This is a genomic window from Streptomyces sp. NPDC046909, from assembly GCF_040644695.1.
Taxonomy (GTDB): Bacteria; Actinomycetota; Actinomycetes; order Streptomycetales; family Streptomycetaceae; genus Streptomyces.
This window is the reverse complement of record NZ_JBEYXC010000011.1, coordinates 265,139-281,947: the sequence shown is the minus strand read 5'-3', so window position 1 is coordinate 281,947 and position 16,809 is coordinate 265,139. Positions and strand designations below refer to the sequence as shown.

General features: G+C 69.3%; 14 protein-coding genes. 13 read left to right on the top strand and 1 reads right to left on the bottom strand.

The genetic code is table 11. The annotated features are described in order from the left end of the window. The first annotated feature begins 1 nt into the window (after nucleotide 1). The 13 genes from murF (at nucleotide 2) to ABZ928_RS33465 (ending at nucleotide 13,068) form a co-directional block, all read left to right on the top strand. Nucleotides 2–1,408: a UDP-N-acetylmuramoyl-tripeptide--D-alanyl-D-alanine ligase gene (murF, locus tag ABZ928_RS33525; RefSeq protein ID WP_361527247.1), complete on the top strand. Its 1,407-nt coding sequence runs from the start codon at nucleotides 2–4 to the stop codon at nucleotides 1,406–1,408. Beyond that, nucleotides 1,405–2,478 carry a phospho-N-acetylmuramoyl-pentapeptide-transferase gene (gene mraY, locus ABZ928_RS33520; RefSeq protein WP_361527245.1) on the top strand — a complete coding sequence of 358 codons (1,074 nt, stop codon included), beginning with the start codon at nucleotides 1,405–1,407 and terminating at the stop codon, nucleotides 2,476–2,478. The genes murF and mraY overlap by 4 nt, the downstream gene beginning before the upstream one ends. Further along, complete coding sequence (gene murD / locus ABZ928_RS33515) at nucleotides 2,460–3,893, top strand: UDP-N-acetylmuramoyl-L-alanine--D-glutamate ligase (protein WP_361527243.1); 1,434 nt, start codon at nucleotides 2,460–2,462, stop codon at nucleotides 3,891–3,893. Before mraY ends, murD begins: the two co-directional genes overlap by 19 nt. A gap of 20 nt (nucleotides 3,894–3,913) precedes the next feature. After that, on the top strand, nucleotides 3,914–5,266 hold the full coding sequence (ftsW, locus tag ABZ928_RS33510; protein WP_361527241.1) for a putative lipid II flippase FtsW: 1,353 nt from the start codon (nucleotides 3,914–3,916) through the stop codon (nucleotides 5,264–5,266). A gap of 6 nt (nucleotides 5,267–5,272) precedes the next feature. Continuing rightward, a complete protein-coding gene (gene murG / locus ABZ928_RS33505; RefSeq protein WP_361527239.1) occupies nucleotides 5,273–6,370 on the top strand; it encodes an undecaprenyldiphospho-muramoylpentapeptide beta-N-acetylglucosaminyltransferase in 1,098 nt (365 codons plus the stop codon). 36 nt (nucleotides 6,371–6,406) lie between these two features. Then, nucleotides 6,407–7,201: a cell division protein FtsQ gene (gene ftsQ / locus ABZ928_RS33500; protein ID WP_361527237.1), complete on the top strand. Its 795-nt coding sequence runs from the start codon at nucleotides 6,407–6,409 to the stop codon at nucleotides 7,199–7,201. A 278-nt stretch (nucleotides 7,202–7,479) separates the two neighbouring features. After that, the gene (ftsZ, locus tag ABZ928_RS33495; protein ID WP_361527235.1) at nucleotides 7,480–8,676 is read left to right on the top strand and encodes a cell division protein FtsZ; all 1,197 of its coding nucleotides are present in this window, start codon (nucleotides 7,480–7,482) and stop codon (nucleotides 8,674–8,676) included. Next, nucleotides 8,673–9,413 (top strand): peptidoglycan editing factor PgeF, encoded by a 741-nt coding sequence (gene pgeF, locus ABZ928_RS33490; RefSeq protein ID WP_361527233.1) that lies wholly within the window; start codon nucleotides 8,673–8,675, stop codon nucleotides 9,411–9,413. Before ftsZ ends, pgeF begins: the two co-directional genes overlap by 4 nt. A gap of 6 nt (nucleotides 9,414–9,419) precedes the next feature. Beyond that, a complete protein-coding gene (locus ABZ928_RS33485; protein WP_361527231.1) occupies nucleotides 9,420–10,139 on the top strand; it encodes a YggS family pyridoxal phosphate-dependent enzyme in 720 nt (239 codons plus the stop codon). Between the two features lie 129 nt (nucleotides 10,140–10,268). After that, the gene (sepF, locus tag ABZ928_RS33480) at nucleotides 10,269–10,910 is read left to right on the top strand and encodes a cell division protein SepF (RefSeq protein ID WP_289915696.1); all 642 of its coding nucleotides are present in this window, start codon (nucleotides 10,269–10,271) and stop codon (nucleotides 10,908–10,910) included. Nucleotides 10,911–10,959: 49 nt separating this feature from the next. Further along, nucleotides 10,960–11,250 (top strand): YggT family protein, encoded by a 291-nt coding sequence (locus ABZ928_RS33475; protein WP_037937545.1) that lies wholly within the window; start codon nucleotides 10,960–10,962, stop codon nucleotides 11,248–11,250. Between the two features lie 52 nt (nucleotides 11,251–11,302). After that, nucleotides 11,303–12,517 carry a DivIVA domain-containing protein gene (locus tag ABZ928_RS33470; protein WP_361527228.1) on the top strand — a complete coding sequence of 405 codons (1,215 nt, stop codon included), beginning with the start codon at nucleotides 11,303–11,305 and terminating at the stop codon, nucleotides 12,515–12,517. A gap of 116 nt (nucleotides 12,518–12,633) precedes the next feature. Next, complete coding sequence (locus ABZ928_RS33465; protein ID WP_361527226.1) at nucleotides 12,634–13,068, top strand: hypothetical protein; 435 nt, start codon at nucleotides 12,634–12,636, stop codon at nucleotides 13,066–13,068. 55 nt (nucleotides 13,069–13,123) lie between these two features. Here ABZ928_RS33465 and ileS read toward each other — a convergent pair whose 3' ends face one another. Beyond that, on the bottom strand, nucleotides 13,124–16,261 hold the full coding sequence (gene ileS / locus ABZ928_RS33460; RefSeq protein ID WP_361527224.1) for an isoleucine--tRNA ligase: 3,138 nt from the start codon (nucleotides 16,259–16,261) through the stop codon (nucleotides 13,124–13,126). Nucleotides 16,262–16,809: the final 548 nt, after the last annotated feature.

The window sequence follows — 16,809 nt, the reverse complement described above, 5'->3', positions numbered from 1 at the left end:
TGTGATCGCCCTCTCTCTCGCCGAGATCGCCTCAGTCGTCGGCGGGCAGACGCACGACATACCGGATCCGTCCGTCCAGGTCACCGGATCCGTCGTCCGGGACTCCCGTGAGGTGGAGTCCGGCAGCCTCTTCGTCGCCTTCGTCGGCGAGCGCGTCGACGGCCACGACTTCGCGGCCCAGGTCGTCGAGGCGGGCGCGGTCGCCGTCCTGGCGTCGCGCCCCGTCGGCGTGCCCGCGATCGTGGTGGACGACGTCCAGACGGCCCTCGGCGCCCTCGCCCGTCATGTCGTACGACGGCTCGGCGCGACCCTCGTCGCGCTCACCGGCTCGGCGGGCAAGACCAGCACCAAGGACCTGATCGCCCAGGTGCTCCAGCGCCACGCGCCGACCGTGTGGACCCCGGGCTCCCTCAACAATGAGATCGGGCTGCCGCTGACCGCCCTGTCCGCCACCGACGAGACGAAGTTCCTCGTCCTGGAGATGGGCGCCCGCGGCATCGGCCACATCCGCTACCTCGCGGACCTGACGCCCCCGAGGATCGGCCTCGTCCTGAACGTCGGCACCGCCCACATCGGCGAGTTCGGCGGCCGCGAGCAGATCGCGCAGGCCAAGGGCGAGCTCGTCGAGGGTCTGCCGGAGGACGGCGCCGCGATCCTCAACGCGGACGACCCCCTCGTACGGGCCATGGCGTCCCGTACGAAGGCGAAGGTGATCCTTTTCGGAGAGTCCGACGAAGCGGACGTACGCGCCGAGAACGTGAGACTCACGGACACCGGACAGCCCTCCTTCAGGCTTCGCACACCCTCCGGTGCAAGCGAAGTGACCATGCGCCTGTACGGTGAGCACCACGTGTCGAACGCGCTCGCCGCGGCCGCCGTCGCCCATGAGCTGGGCATGTCCGCGGAAGAGATCGCCACCGCGCTCTCCGAGGCGGGCTCCCTCTCCCGCTGGCGGATGGAGGTCACCGAGCGCCCCGACGGCGTGACCGTCGTCAACGACGCCTACAACGCCAATCCGGAGTCCATGCGAGCCGCCCTGCGCGCGCTCGTGGCCATGGGCCGCGGACGGCGGACCTGGGCGGTGCTCGGCAAGATGGCCGAGCTCGGGGACGAGGCGCTCGCCGAGCACGACGCGGTCGGGCGGCTCGCCGTCCGGCTCAACGTCAGCAAGCTCGTCGCGGTCGGGGGCAGGGAAGCGTCCTGGCTGCAACTGGGCGCATATAACGAGGGTTCGTGGGGTGAGGAGTCGGTGCACGTGTCCGACGCACAGGCGGCGGTCGACCTGTTGCGCAGTCAGCTGCGCCCGGGAGACGTCGTACTCGTGAAGGCGTCCCGTTCGGTCGGTCTGGAGAGTGTCGCCGCGGCGCTGCTCGCGACCGGTGCCGAGGGTGAGGTTTCCGCCCGATGATGAAGCAGATCCTGTTCGCAGGAGTCATTGGTCTGTTCCTGACCCTGGTCGGCACCCCGCTGCTGATCAAGCTGCTCGCGCGCAAGGGCTACGGCCAGTACATCCGCGACGACGGCCCGCGCGAGCACGCCAGCAAGCGCGGAACGCCGACCATGGGTGGTATCGCCTTCATCCTGGCGACGGTCGTCGCCTACTTCCTGTCCAAGGTCATCACCGGCTACCCGCCGACCTTCTCGGGTCTGCTGGTGCTCGGACTGATGGTGGGCATGGGCCTGGTCGGCTTCCTCGACGACTACATCAAGATCATCAAGCGGCGTTCGCTCGGCCTGCGGGCCAAGGCCAAGATGGCCGGCCAGCTGATCGTCGGCATCAGCTTCGCGGTGCTCGCACTGATGTTCCCGGACGCCCGCAACAACACCCCGGCGTCCACGAAGCTGTCGTTCATCACGGACTTCGGCTGGAAGATCGGCCCGATCCTGTTCGTGGTCTGGGCGCTGTTCATGATCCTCGCGATGTCGAACGGCGTGAACCTCACCGACGGCCTGGACGGTCTGGCCACCGGCGCCTCCGTGCTCGTCTTCGGCGCCTACACCTTCATCGGTGTCTGGCAGTTCCAGGAGTCCTGCGCCAACGCGACGACCCTGACCAACCCCAACGCCTGCTATGAGGTACGAGATCCACTGGACCTCGCGGTCATCGCCTCGGCGCTGATGGGTGCCTGTCTCGGCTTCCTGTGGTGGAACACCTCGCCGGCGAAGATCTTCATGGGCGACACCGGTTCGCTCGCGCTCGGCGGTGTCCTGACGGGTCTGGCCATCTGCTCCCGCACGGAGCTGCTCGTGGCCATCATGGGCGGTCTGTTCGTCCTCATCACCATGTCGGTCGTCATCCAGGTCGGCTCCTTCCGGCTCACCGGCAAGCGCGTCTTCCGCATGGCACCGCTCCAGCACCACTTCGAACTCAAGGGCTGGTCCGAGGTCCTGATCGTGGTCCGCTTCTGGATCATCCAGGGCATCTGTGTGATCGTCGGCCTGGGCCTCTTCTACGCGGGATGGGCAGCGGAAAAGTGACCTCCTCGGAGCCTCTCGACTGGCAGGGCAAGCACGTCACCGTCGCAGGCCTCGGCGTCTCCGGCATCCCGGCGGCCAAGGTGCTGCACGCGCGCGGGGCGCACGTCACGGTCGTCAACGACGGCGACGACGCACGCGCGCGTGAGCAGGCCGCCGAACTGGAGGCGCTCGGCATCACCGTCCGCCTCGGCGACGGCGCCACCCTGCCCGAGGGCACCGAACTCATCGTCACCGCACCCGGCTGGAAGCCCGACAAGCCGCTGTTCGAGGCGGCCCGCGCGGTCGGCGTGGAGATCTGGGGGGACGTCGAGCTCGCCTGGCGCCTGCGCGGCCCCGACGCGGCCCCCTGGCTCGCGATCACCGGCACCAACGGCAAGACGACCACCACCCAGATGCTTGCGTCGATCCTGAAGGCGGCGGGCCTGCGCACGGCGGCCGTCGGCAACATCGGGATCTCGGTGCTGGACGCGGTCCTCGGCGAGGAACAGTACGACGTCCTGGCCGTGGAGTTGTCGAGCTACCAGCTCCACTGGGCGCCCTCCCTGCGCGCCCACTCCGCCGCAGTCCTGAACCTCGCCCCCGACCACCTCGACTGGCACGGCTCCATGGAGGCGTACGCCGCCGACAAGGGCCGCATCTACGAGGGCAATCGCGTCGCCTGTGTCTACAACGTGGCCGACAAGGCCACCGAGGACCTGGTGCGCGAGGCCGACGTCGAGGAGGGCTGCCGGGCCATCGGCTTCACCCTCGGCTCCCCGGGCCCCTCCCAACTCGGCGTCGTGGACGGCATCCTGGTCGACCGCGCCTTCGTCGAGAACCGGCAGAAGAACGCCCAGGAGCTCGCCGAGATCTCCGACGTCAATCCGCCGGCACCGCACAACATCGCCAACGCCCTTGCCGCGGCGGCCCTCGCGCGTGCGTTCGGGGTGCCCGCCAAGGCCGTACGGGACGGTCTGCGGGCCTTCACCCCGGACGCGCACCGGATCGCGCACGTGGCGGACGTGGACGGGGTCGCGTACGTCGACGACTCCAAGGCCACCAACACCCACGCCGCGGAAGCGTCGTTGGCGGCGTACGAGTCGATCGTGTGGATCGCGGGCGGGCTCGCCAAGGGCGCCTCCTTCGACGAGCTGGTCGCCAAGTCGGCAAAGCGACTTCGCGGTGTCGTGCTGATCGGCGCGGACCGCGCGCTGATCCGCGAAGCCCTCGCGCGACACGCCCCGGAAGTACCCGTCGTCGACCTCGACCGGACCGACACTGGGGCGATGCTCCAGGCGGTGACGGAGGCGAAGCGGCTGGCTCGGCCCGGCGACACGGTGCTGCTGGCCCCGGCCTGCGCCTCCATGGACATGTTCACCAACTACAACAAGCGCGGTGACGCGTTCGCGGAGGCGGTTCGCGAACTCGGCTCCTGACCGACGTAGCGGAGGCTCTGATGCCCAGCAGCCGTACCGGCCGACCGCCCGTGCAGCGGGCCGTCAGACGTCCCGCCGTTTCCCGTCCGGTGCGCGACAACCCCGTACGACGGCTCTACACGCGCGCGAAGAAGGCCTGGGACCGGCCGCTGACCGCGTACTACCTGATCCTCGGCGGCAGTCTGCTGATCACCGTGCTGGGCCTTGTGATGGTCTACTCGGCCTCCCAGATCACCGCGCTTCAGATGTCGCTGCCGGGCTCCTTCTTCTTCCGCAAGCAGTTCCTTGCTGCCGCCATCGGCGCCGCGCTGCTGCTGATCGCCTCCCGGATGCCGGTCAAGCTGCACCGGGCGCTCGCCTACCCGATCCTGGCGGGCGCGGTCTTCCTGATGGCGCTGGTGCAGGTGCCGGGGATAGGGATGTCGGTCAACGGCAACCAGAACTGGATCTCGCTCGGCGGCTCCTTCCAGATCCAGCCCAGCGAGTTCGGCAAGCTGGCCCTCGTGCTGTGGGCCGCCGACCTGCTCGCCCGCAAGCAGGACAAGAAGCTGCTGACCCAGTGGAAGCACATGCTGGTGCCGCTGGTTCCGGTCGCCTTCATGCTGCTCGGGCTGATCATGCTCGGCGGCGACATGGGCACGGCGATCATTCTCACAGCGATCCTGTTCGGCCTGCTGTGGCTGGCGGGGGCGCCCACCCGGCTCTTCGTCGGGGTGCTGTCGGTCGCGGCCTTCATCGGCGTGGTCCTCATCAAGACCAGCCCCAACCGGATGGCCCGGCTCCAGTGCATCGGCGCCACTGACCCGGGCCAGGGCGACACCTGCTGGCAGGCCGTGCACGGGATCTACGCCCTCGCGTCCGGCGGAATCTTCGGATCCGGGCTCGGCGCGAGTGTGGAAAAATGGGGGCAACTCCCGGAAGCGCACACGGACTTCATCTTCGCCGTCACCGGTGAGGAACTGGGCCTGGCGGGGACGCTGTCGGTGCTGGCCCTCTTCGCGGCTCTAGGCTATGCGGGTATCCGCGTGGCCGGTCGCACGGAGGACCCGTTCGTCAGGTATGCCGCGGGAGGCGTGACCACCTGGATCACCGCTCAGGCGGTGATCAACATCGGTGCGGTGCTCGGCCTGCTGCCGATCGCCGGCGTCCCGCTCCCGCTGTTCTCCTACGGAGGGTCCGCGCTGCTGCCGACCATGTTCGCCATCGGGCTGCTGATCGCCTTCGCGCGCGACGAGCCCGCTGCGCGGGCGGCGCTGTCGATGCGGCAATCCCGCTTTGGTAGAAAGCGGGGTGGCGGGGGTGGATCGGCACCTCGGAGATGGAACACGATGCGACGGCGCGCCTCGGTGGCGCGCTCGTCCGGAGAGCGGTGAATTTCGGTGCATGTCGTACTCGCCGGTGGGGGGACCGCCGGCCACATCGAGCCCGCGCTCGCCCTCGCGGACGCCCTGCGCAGGCAGGACCCCACCGTGGGAATCACGGCCCTGGGCACGGAGCGCGGCCTGGAGACCCGGCTCGTCCCCGAGCGCGGCTACGAACTCGCGCTGATCCCCGCCGTGCCACTGCCGCGCAAGCCCACGCCCGAGCTGATCACCGTCCCGGGCCGGCTGCGCGGCACGATCAAGGCCGCCGAGCAGATCCTGGAGCGCACCAAGGCGGACGCCGTCGTCGGCTTCGGCGGTTATGTGGCGCTGCCCGGCTATCTCGCCGCCAAGCGCCTCGGTGTGCCGATCGTGATCCACGAGGCCAACGCCCGCCCCGGCCTCGCCAACAAGATCGGCTCGCGGTACGCCGCCAGGGTCGCCGTCTCCACCCCGGACAGCAAGCTGCGCGACGCCCGCTACATCGGCATCCCGCTGCGCCGCACCATCGCCACCCTCGACCGGGCCGCCGCCCGTCCCGAGGCCCGGCACATGTTCGGCCTCGACCCCAACCTGCCCACGCTGCTGGTCTCCGGCGGCTCCCAGGGCGCCCGCCGCCTCAACGAGGTCGTCCAGCAGGTCGCGCCCTACCTCCAGCAGGCCGGGATCCAGATCCTGCACGCGGTCGGCCCGAAGAACGAACTGCCGCACGTACAGCAGATGCCGGGGATGCCCCCGTACATCCCGGTACCGTACGTGGACCGGATGGACCTCGCGTACGCCGCGGCCGACATGATGCTCTGCCGCGCGGGTGCGATGACCGTCGCCGAACTCTCCGCCGTCGGACTCCCGGCCGCCTACGTCCCGCTGCCCATCGGCAACGGCGAACAGCGGCTCAACGCCCAGCCGGTGGTCAAGGCCGGCGGCGGACTGCTGGTCGACGACGCGGAACTGACCCCCGAGTGGGTCCAGAGGAACGTCCTGCCCGTGCTCGCCGACCCGCACCGGTTGTACGAGATGTCCCGCGCCGCCAGCGAGTTCGGCCGCCGGGACGCCGACGACCTGCTCGTCGGCATGGTGTACGAGGCGATCGCCGCCAACCGTGCGCACCGTTAGGCACGGCGGTTTCAGGTAGAGCGAAGGGCAGGCAGCGTGGCCGGAACGACGACCGCCGAGCGCGGTGAACGCCAGCAGGAGTCGTCCGGCCCGCCGCCCGTCCGGCGCTTGAGGGTGCCTCAGCCTCGTACGATCATCATCCTCGCCGTCGCGCTGGTGCTGCTGGGCGCGGGCGGCGTCTGGGCCCTGTACGGCTCGAACTGGCTGCGCGTCGAACGTGTGTCGGTCTCCGGCGTCGATGTCCTGACGCCCGCACAGGTGCGCGAGGCCGCCGACGTACCCGTCGGATCGCCGCTGATTTCCGTCGACACCGATGCGATTGAGGCACGGTTGCTCAGGAAATTGCCCCGAATTGACTCGGTTGACGTGGTCCGCTCCTGGCCCCACGGAATCGGCTTGAAAGTGGTTGAGCGCACTCCGGTTCTGATTGTCGAAAAGGGCGGAAAGTTTGTCGAAGTGGACGACGACGGCGTCCGTTTTGCCACGGTTTCCCAAGCCCCGAAAGGCGTCCCCGCACTGGAATTGACGCTCTCCGACTCGGGCTCCGCCGCCGCGAGCCTGCGCCGCTTCGGCGAGGACCGGCTCGTCCGCGAAGCCGTCCGGGTCGCGGGTGCCCTTCCGGCCGCCGTCGCGAAGAGCACCCGGACCGTCAAGGTGCGTTCGTACGACGACATCTCGCTGGAGTTGAGCGGCGGCCGGACCGTCGCGTGGGGGAGCGGCGAGAAGGGTGCCGCGAAGGCCCGTACGCTCACCGCTCTCATGAAAGCGGCTCCGGGTGCGCGGTACTTCGACGTCTCGGTTCCCACCGCCCCTGCGTCATCAGGGAGTTGACGTACATCTGCGCAGGCCAGCACCCTGGTTGGCTACCGCTACGGCTGATCACATAGGGTGAAAAGAAAAACGGGAGGTTCGGCGTGTTCGTTGAACGTGCGCCACTTGTCGACTTAGTGTCCTGTTCAGAAGACTCCAGGGAACAGACACACTGGTAACCCTAAACTTCAACGTTAGGGTTCGGGTCGGCACTATGGACCGTCCCATTCGGCATCCGTCGTCGTATCGCATGACCACGCGAGACGACGACACGTAACTCGAGGCGAGAGGCCTTCGACGTGGCAGCACCGCAGAACTACCTCGCAGTCATCAAAGTCATCGGTGTCGGCGGCGGTGGTGTCAATGCCATCAACCGGATGATCGAGGTCGGTCTCAAGGGCGTCGAGTTCATCGCCATCAACACCGACGCGCAGGCGCTGTTGATGAGCGACGCCGACGTCAAGCTCGACGTCGGCCGTGAACTCACCCGCGGACTCGGCGCCGGCGCCAACCCGGCCGTCGGACGCAAGGCCGCCGAGGACCACCGCGAGGAGATCGAGGAGGTCCTCAAGGGGGCCGACATGGTCTTCGTGACGGCCGGCGAGGGCGGCGGCACCGGTACCGGCGGCGCGCCCGTCGTGGCCAACATCGCCCGCTCGCTCGGCGCCCTCACCATCGGCGTGGTCACGCGCCCGTTCACCTTCGAGGGACGGCGCCGCGCCAACCAGGCCGAGGACGGCATCGCGGAACTCCGCGAAGAGGTCGACACCCTCATCGTCATCCCCAACGACCGGCTGCTGTCCATCTCGGACCGCCAGGTCTCGGTCCTCGACGCCTTCAAGTCGGCCGACCAGGTCCTGCTCTCCGGTGTCCAGGGCATCACCGACCTCATCACCACGCCCGGCCTGATCAACCTCGACTTCGCCGACGTCAAGTCGGTCATGTCCGAGGCCGGTTCGGCCCTCATGGGCATCGGCTCGGCCCGCGGCGACGACCGCGCGGTGGCCGCGGCCGAAATGGCGATCTCCTCGCCGCTCCTTGAGGCGTCCATCGACGGCGCCCGCGGTGTGCTGCTCTCCATCTCCGGCGGCTCCGACCTCGGCCTGTTCGAGATCAACGAGGCCGCCCAGCTGGTCAGCGAGGCCGCCCACCCCGAGGCCAACATCATCTTCGGCGCGGTCATCGACGACGCCCTCGGCGACGAGGTCCGGGTCACGGTCATCGCCGCCGGCTTCGACGGCGGCCAGCCGCCGGCCCGCCGGGACACCGTCCTCGGTTCGTCCTCGGCCTCGGCCCGCCGCGACGAGCCGACTCCGGTACGGCAGCCCGAGTCCCGCCCGTCCTTCGGCTCGCTCGGCAGCGTCACGCCGAAGGAGGACCCGGAGCCCGCGCCCGAGCCGCTGGCCGACCTCCCGGTCTCGCCGCCGGTCCCGCCGTCGCGGACCTACTCGGACAGCGCGGCCGAGGAGCTGGACGTGCCGGACTTCCTGAAGTGATAGGACAGCGCTCCGGAACGAGCGATGTGAGCGGCGCGCACTTCGCCTTCACCGACAGGTGGGGCGGGGTGAGCGCCGTTCCGTACGAGGAGCTCAACCTCGGCGGAGCGGTCGGCGACGACCCCGACGTCGTACGTTCGAATCGTGAACTGGCCGCCAAATCGCTCGGGATCGACCCGGCGCGGGTGGTCTGGATGAACCAGGTGCACGGGGCGGAGGTGGCGGTGGTCGACGAGCCGTGGGGTTCCGCTTCGGACATCCCGTCCGTCGACGCGGTCGTCACCGCCGAGCGCGGACTGGCCCTCGCCGTCCTCACCGCCGACTGCACACCCGTGCTGCTCGCCGACCCGGTCGCCGGAGTCGTCGGCGCCGCCCACGCGGGGCGGCCCGGCATGGTCGCCGGGGTCGTCCCCGCCGCCGTACGGGCCATGACCGGACTCGGCGCCGATCCCGCCCGGATCGTCGCCCGCACCGGACCCGCCGTGTGCGGCCGGTGCTACGAGGTGCCCGACGCGATGCGTGCCGAGGTCGCCGCGGTCGAGCCGGCGGCGTACGCCGAGACGAGCTGGGGCACTCCCGCGGTGGACGTGACCGCCGGAGTGCACGCGCAGCTCGAACGGCTCGGGGTGCGCGACCGGGAGCAGTCGCCGGTGTGCACGCTGGAATCGGGCGACCACTTCTCGTACCGCCGCGATCGCACCACGGGGCGACTCGCGGGATATGTCTGGCTGGACTGAGAGAGCATGACGGACCGTAAGGGCGAACTCGCCGCGAATCTGGCGAAGGTGGAGGAGCGCATCGCCGCCGCGTGCGTGGCCGCGGGCCGCAAGCGCGAGGAGGTGACGCTCATCGTGGTCACCAAGACCTACCCCGCGAGCGATGTGCGGCACCTGTCGGAGCTCGGTGTGCGCGATGTCGCCGAGAACAAGGACCAGGACGCGGCACCCAAGGCCGCCGAGTGTTCGGATCTGCCGCTGACTTGGCACTTCGTGGGTCAGTTGCAGACCAACAAGGTGCGTTCTGTGGCTGGTTATGCCGATATGGTGCAGTCCGTCGACCGGGCCCGGCTCGTCACGGCGCTCTCCAAGGAAGCGGAGCGGCGGGGGCGGGAACTCGGTTGTCTGATCCAGGTCGCGCTCGACGCGGACGAGGGTGGGCGCGGGGACCGCGGGGGTGTCGGACCCGATGGAATCGAAGAGTTGGGCGAACTCGTGGCGGCGGCGCCGGGTCTGCGGCTGGCGGGTCTGATGACCGTCGCGCCGCTCACCGGTGCTTACGCGGGACGCGAACTCGCGGCGTTCGAGCGGTTGATGGATTTGTCGACCGACCTGCGCCGAGCTCATCCGGCTGCGAACATGGTCTCGGCAGGAATGAGTGCGGACCTCGAACAGGCCGTGGCGGCCGGAGCGACACATGTGCGCGTCGGCACTGCGGTACTCGGTGTCCGCCCGAGGCTCGGGTAACGTCGCCAAGAAGTCGGACCACAGCAGAAAATATGGTCATTACCGCCGAAAGGCGGGCGCAACGACCACGTGGATCGCGGGCAATTGGCAGTCGTCAGCCGATCCACCACAGAGCGGAGGACTCAGAGCATGGCCGGCGCGATGCGCAAGATGGCGGTCTACCTCGGCCTCGTGGAGGACGATGGGTACGACGGCCGCGGATTCGACCCCGACGACGACTTCGAGCCCGAACTGGACCCGGAGCCCGAGCGTGACCACCGGCGGCACGAGCCGGTGCACCAGGCCCACAGTGCACATCAGTCCCAAAGGGACGAAGAGGTGCGAATCGTACAGCCGGCCGCGCCGCGTGAACCGCTCGCCCGTTCCGCTTCGCTCGCCGCTGAATCGGGACGCCCCGCGCGGATCGCGCCCGTGGCGTCCATCACACAAGAACGCCAGAGCCTGGAGAAGAACGCGCCGGTGATCATGCCCAAGGTCGTGTCGGAACGAGAGCCTTACAGGATCACCACGCTTCACCCGCGGACCTACAACGAGGCCCGTACCATCGGGGAACACTTCCGTGAGGGCACCCCGGTGATCATGAATCTGACTGAGATGGATGACACAGACGCCAAGCGACTTGTCGACTTTGCGGCCGGTTTGGTGTTTGGTCTTCACGGCAGCATCGAGCGGGTGACGCAGAAGGTGTTCCTGTTGTCGCCTGCTAACGTCGATGTCACGGCGGAGGACAAGGCCCGTATCGCAGAGGGCGGGTTCTTCAATCAGAGCTGAGACAGCCGACCGGTAAGACGTACGAACAGGGGAGAGGGAAAGACAGGCCATGGGCGTGTTCGCGCAGGTGATCTACATCGCGCTGATGGTGTTCCTCATCGTGCTCATCTTCCGGTTGGTCATGGACTACGTCTTCCAGTTCGCCCGCTCGTGGCAACCTGGCAAGGCGATGGTGGTCGTTCTGGAGGCCACCTACACTGTCACCGATCCACCGCTGAAGCTTCTGCGGCGGTTCATCCCGCCGCTGCGTCTCGGGGGCGTGGCGCTCGACCTGTCCTTCTTCGTACTGATGATCATCGTCTACATCTTGATCTCTATCGTGGGCAATCTCGCGAGGTGACAGTGGACGATACGGTCTTGCCGACTGCCGATGACTACGTTGAGGTGAAGAGATGCCGTTGACCCCCGAGGACGTGCGGAACAAGCAGTTCACGACCGTCCGCCTCCGAGAAGGCTATGACGAGGACGAGGTCGATGCCTTCCTCGACGAGGTCGAAGCCGAACTGACGCGCCTGCTGCGCGAGAACGAGGATCTGCGCGCCAAGCTGGCCGCGGCGACGCGTGCCGCCGCGCAGAACCAGCAGAACATGCGCAAGCCTCCGGAGGGCCCTGGCGGCCCCCAGGATCAGCAGCAGGGTATGCCGCAGGGCGGGATGCAGCCGGGCGGAATGCAGCAGGGCGGAATGCCGCAGCAGGGCATGCGTGGGCCTGGTGGCCCCGTGCCGGCCGGCATATCGGGCCCGCCGCAGCAGCAGATGGGCGGCCCCATGGGCGGCCCGCCCCAGCTGCCGAGCGGTGCCCCGCAGCTGCCCGCCGGTCCCAGCGGACAGGGCGGCCCGCAGGGCCCCGGCCCGATGGGCCAGGGTCCGATGGGTCAGGGTCCGGGTCCGATGGGCCAGGGTCCGATGGGCGGCCAGCCCCCCATGCAGCAGATGGGTGGCCCCATGGGCGGTCCGATGGGTGGCCCCATGGGCGGCCCGATGGGCGGTCCCGGTCAGGGCCCCGGTGGCGACAGCGCCGCCCGTGTCCTCTCGCTGGCCCAGCAGACCGCCGACCAGGCGATCGCCGAGGCCCGTTCCGAGGCCAACAAGATCGTCGGCGAGGCGCGTTCGCGTGCCGAGGGTCTTGAGCGTGACGCCCGTGCCAAGGCCGACGCCCTGGAGCGGGACGCGCAGGAGAAGCACCGCGTCGCGATGGGCTCCCTGGAGTCCGCCCGCGCCACGCTGGAGCGCAAGGTCGAGGACCTGCGCGGCTTCGAGCGCGAGTACCGCACCCGCCTGAAGTCGTACCTGGAGTCGCAGCTGCGTCAGCTGGAGACCCAGGCCGACGACTCGCTGGCCCCGCCGCGCACCCCGGCGACCGCGTCGCTTCCGCCGTCCCCGGCGCCCTCGATGGCCCCGGCCGGTGCGAGCGCCCCGTCGTACGGCGGCAACCCGGGCGGCATGGGCGGAGCCCCGGCTCCGGCGGCCTCGTCCTACGGTGGCCAGCAGCAGATGTCGCCGGCGATGACCCAGCCGATGGCTCCGGTCCGCCCGCAGGGCCCCGGCCCGATGGGCCAGGCACCCTCTCCGATGCGTGGCTTCCTCATCGACGAGGACGACAACTGACGGGTTGTAGTACGCCATAGGCGTCGGCAGCGTTCAGGGCGAGGCCCCGGGTTTTCGATCCGGGGCCTCGCCCTTTTGGCGCGTGTCGGCGAAGCGACGGCGCTACTGTGCGGGGGATGGGGCGGAAACGTCGGGCGAAGCAGGCCGAGGCGGAATGGCAACGGACCCTTGAGTGGCGCCTGGAGCGGGTGGCACATGAGATCTACGTCCAAGTGGCGACCGCGGGCCTGCCGGTGGTTCCCGTAGCGGGCGCGGGGGTGATGGTGGAAATCGTCCACAACCCTGGCACCGACCCGGACGTGTGGGTCGGTTGGATGGCGGCACCCTCGCTGCGTGAAGCTGTCGATGGGGCGGACGCCCATGCCGAGGCTGTCGTATGGCTGCGGTCGCACGCTTACACGATCCTCACCGTGATGACCGAGGCGATCCGGGCCATCCTCACCTCCAGCGGTTTCAGCGTCGCCGTCCAGGTCGATGGCGGATCGTCCTACACCGTCCGTGTCCTGGACATTCCCCGTGCACTGCATACGGAGTTCGGACTGTCGTCCTGACGCACTGAAGGGCCCGGCCCCCTGCACGGGAGCCGGGCCCTTCAACAGCCGGGCGCTACGCCTTGCGCAGGCGGAACGTCAGGGACAGGCCCTCGTCGGTGAAGGGCTCGCCGTAGGTGTCGTCGGCCTCGCCCTGGGCGAAGTCGGTGGACAGGACTTCGTCGGCGATCAGGTGCGTGTGCTCGGTCAGGGCCGCGATCACCGCCGGGTCGGTGGAGGTCCAGCGCAGGGCGATGCGGTCGGCCACGTCGAGGCCGCTGTTCTTGCGGGCCTCCTGGATCAGGCGGATCGCGTCACGGGCGAGGCCCGCCTGGCGGAGCTCCTCGGTGATCTCCAGGTCCAGGGCGACCGTGGCACCGGAGTCGGAGGCGACCGACCAGCCCTCGCGCGGGGTCTCTGTGATGATCACCTCATCCGGAGCCAGGGCGACCGTCTCACCGTCGACCTCGACCGACGCCGTGCCCTCGCGCAGGGCGAGGGAGAGCGCGGCCGCGTCCGCGTTCGCGACGGCCTTCGCCACGTCCTGGACGCGCTTGCCGAACCGCTTGCCCAGGGCGCGGAAGTTGGCCTTGGCGGTGGTGTCGACCAGGCTGCCGCCGACTTCGGAGAGGGACGCCAGCGACTCGACGTTCAGCTCCTCCGTGATCTGCGCGTGCAGTTCCGGGTTCAGGGTCTCGAAGCCCGTCACCGCGACCAGCGCGCGCCGCAGCGGCTGGCGCGTCTTCACGCCCGACTCCGCGCGCGTGGCGCGGCCCAGCTCGACCAGGCGGCGGACGAGCACCATCTGCTTCGACAGCTCCGGGTCGATGGCGGTGAGGTCCGCCTCCGGCCAGGACGTCAGGTGGACGGATTCCGGGGCGCCGGGGGTGACCGGGACCACCAGGTCCTGCCAGACCCGCTCGGTGATGAACGGGGTCAGCGGGGCCATCAGCCGGGTGACCGTCTCCACGACCTCGTGCAGCGTGCGCAGCGCGGCCTTGTCGCCCTGCCAGAAGCGGCGACGGGAGCGGCGGACGTACCAGTTGGACAGGTCGTCGACGAACGCCGAGAGGAGCTTGCCGGCGCGCTGGGTGTCGTACGCCTCCAGAGCCTGCGTCACCTGGTCGGTGAGCGCGTGGAGTTCGGACAGCAGCCAGCGGTCCAGGACCGGGCGGTCGGCCGGGGCCGGGTCGGCGGCGGAGGGCGCCCAGTTCGAGGTACGGGCGTACAGGGCCTGGAAGGCGACCGTGTTCCAGTACGTCAGGAGCGTCTTGCGGACGACCTCCTGGATCGTGCCGTGGCCGACGCGGCGGGCCGCCCACGGGGAGCCGCCGGCCGCCATGAACCAGCGGACCGAGTCGGCGCCGTGACGGTCCATCAGCGGGATCGGGTCCAGGGTGTTGCCCAGGTGCTTGGACATCTTGCGGCCGTCCTCGGCGAGGATGTGGCCGAGGCAGACGACGTTCTCGTAGGACGACTTGTCGAAGACCAGGGTGCCTACCGCCATCAGCGTGTAGAACCAGCCGCGGGTCTGGTCGATGGCCTCGCTGATGAACTGCGCCGGGTAGCGGCTCTCGAAGAGCTCCTTGTTCTTGTGCGGGTAGCCCCACTGCGCGAACGGCATCGAACCCGAGTCGTACCAGGCGTCGATGACCTCCGGCACGCGCGTGGCCGTCTTGCCGCAGGCGTCCTTGGGGCACGCGAAGGTGACGTCGTCGATGTACGGGCGGTGCGGGTCGAGTTCGGACTGGTCGGTGCCGGTCAGCTCGGTGAGCTCCGCGCGGGAGCCGGCCACGGTCAGGTGGTCGTCCTCGCAGCGCCAGATCGGCAGCGGGGTGCCCCAGTAGCGGTTGCGGGACAGCGCCCAGTCGATGTTGTTCTGGAGCCAGTCGCCGAAGCGGCCGTGCTTGACCGTGTCCGGGAACCAGTTGGTGTTCTCGTTCTCCTGGAGGAGACGGTCCTTGACCGCGGTGGTGCGGATGTACCAGGACGGCTGCGCGTAGTAGAGGAGCGCGGTGTGACAGCGCCAGCAGTGCGGGTAGCTGTGCTCGTACGGGATGTGCCGGAAGAGGAGGCCGCGCTGCTGGAGGTCCTCGGTGAGCTGTTCGTCCGCCTTCTTGAAGAAGACGCCGCCGACCAGGGGGACGTCCTCCTCGAAGGTGCCGTCGGGGCGGACGGGGTTCACCACGGGCAGGCCGTAGGCGCGGCAGACCTTGAGGTCGTCCTCACCGAAGGCGGGGGACTGGTGGACCAGACCCGTACCGTCCTCGGTCGTGACGTATTCGGCGTTGACGACGAAATGTGCCGGTTCCGGGAACTCGACGAGCTCGAACGGACGTTGATAGGTCCAGCGCTCCATTTCGGCGCCGGTGAAGGACTGGCCGGTGGTCTCCCAGCCCTCGCCGAGCGCCTTGGCGACGAGCGGCTCGGCCACGACGAGCTTCTCCTCGCCGTTGGTCGCGACGACGTAGGTGACCTCCGGGTGCGCGGCGACCGCCGTGTTGGACACCAGGGTCCAGGGGGTCGTCGTCCAGACCAGGAGCGCTGCCTCGCCCGCGAGCGGACCGGAGGTGAGCGGGAAACGGACGTACACGGACGGGTCGACGACCGTCTCGTAGCCCTGCGCCAGCTCGTGGTCGGAGAGGCCGGTGCCGCAGCGGGGGCACCAGGGGGCGACGCGGTGGTCCTGGACCAGCAGGCCCTTGTTGAAGATCTCCTTGAGCGACCACCAGACCGACTCGATGTACTCGGGGTCCATCGTGACGTAGGCGTCGTCGAGGTCGACCCAGTAGCCCATGCGGTTCGTCAGGTCGGTGAAGGCGTCGGTGTGGCGCAGCACGGACTCGCGGCACTTGGCGTTGAACTCGGCGATGCCGTACGCCTCGATGTCCTTCTTGCCGCTGAAGCCGAGCTCCTTCTCCACCGCGAGCTCGACCGGGAGGCCGTGGCAGTCCCAGCCGGCCTTGCGGGCCACGTGGTAGCCGCGCATGGTCCGGAAGCGGGGGAAGACGTCCTTGAAGACGCGTGCCTCGATGTGGTGGGCGCCCGGCATGCCGTTGGCGGTGGGCGGGCCCTCGTAGAACACCCACTCGGGGCGGCCCTCGGACTGCTCCAGGGACTTGGCGAAGATCTTCTGCTCGCGCCAGAAGTCGAGCACCGCGTGCTCGAGCGCGGGCAGATCGACCTGGGCGGGCACCTGGCGGTACTGCGTCATCAGTCTTCCTCCGGCGGACTTGCTGCCTTCCGTCCGGAGGGACGAGAGCCGAATCCTGTACGCCGCCTTCGGCGCGCTCCCGCGGTACCACCCTCCTTGGCTCCCCGGTGCGCCTTCCGCACCGATGAGCCCCCTCATTGGGGTCGCGATGCCGGTTCTAACGCCCCTGACGGGGTTTCTTCCGGCGGCTCCGGGGTGATCTTCACGTCGCGCTCGCCCCCGGGCTTCCACCGTCCCCGGGTCGCTCTGGGCTGCGTACGTCGCTACTCGTCCCCATCCACGCTTTTCGCTCCGCCCAGTGTACGGCGCCGCACGGACAGCGGCCGACCGGTTTTCGGGGCACCCGGAGGGCGGGTCGGTCCGGGCCTGGGGTGACTCGAATGGAGCGGTACGCGTGTTCGGATTTTGGGACGGGCGATCCGGCGGATTACCCGGCGGGGAGCTGGGCACAACGCATGCAGGCTCGACGCGCGGCAGGCACGAGCCGGGCGAATCGGGCGTGCTGCCCCGTTGCCGTGGGACTCAAGTCGATTTATCGTCCCAGCACG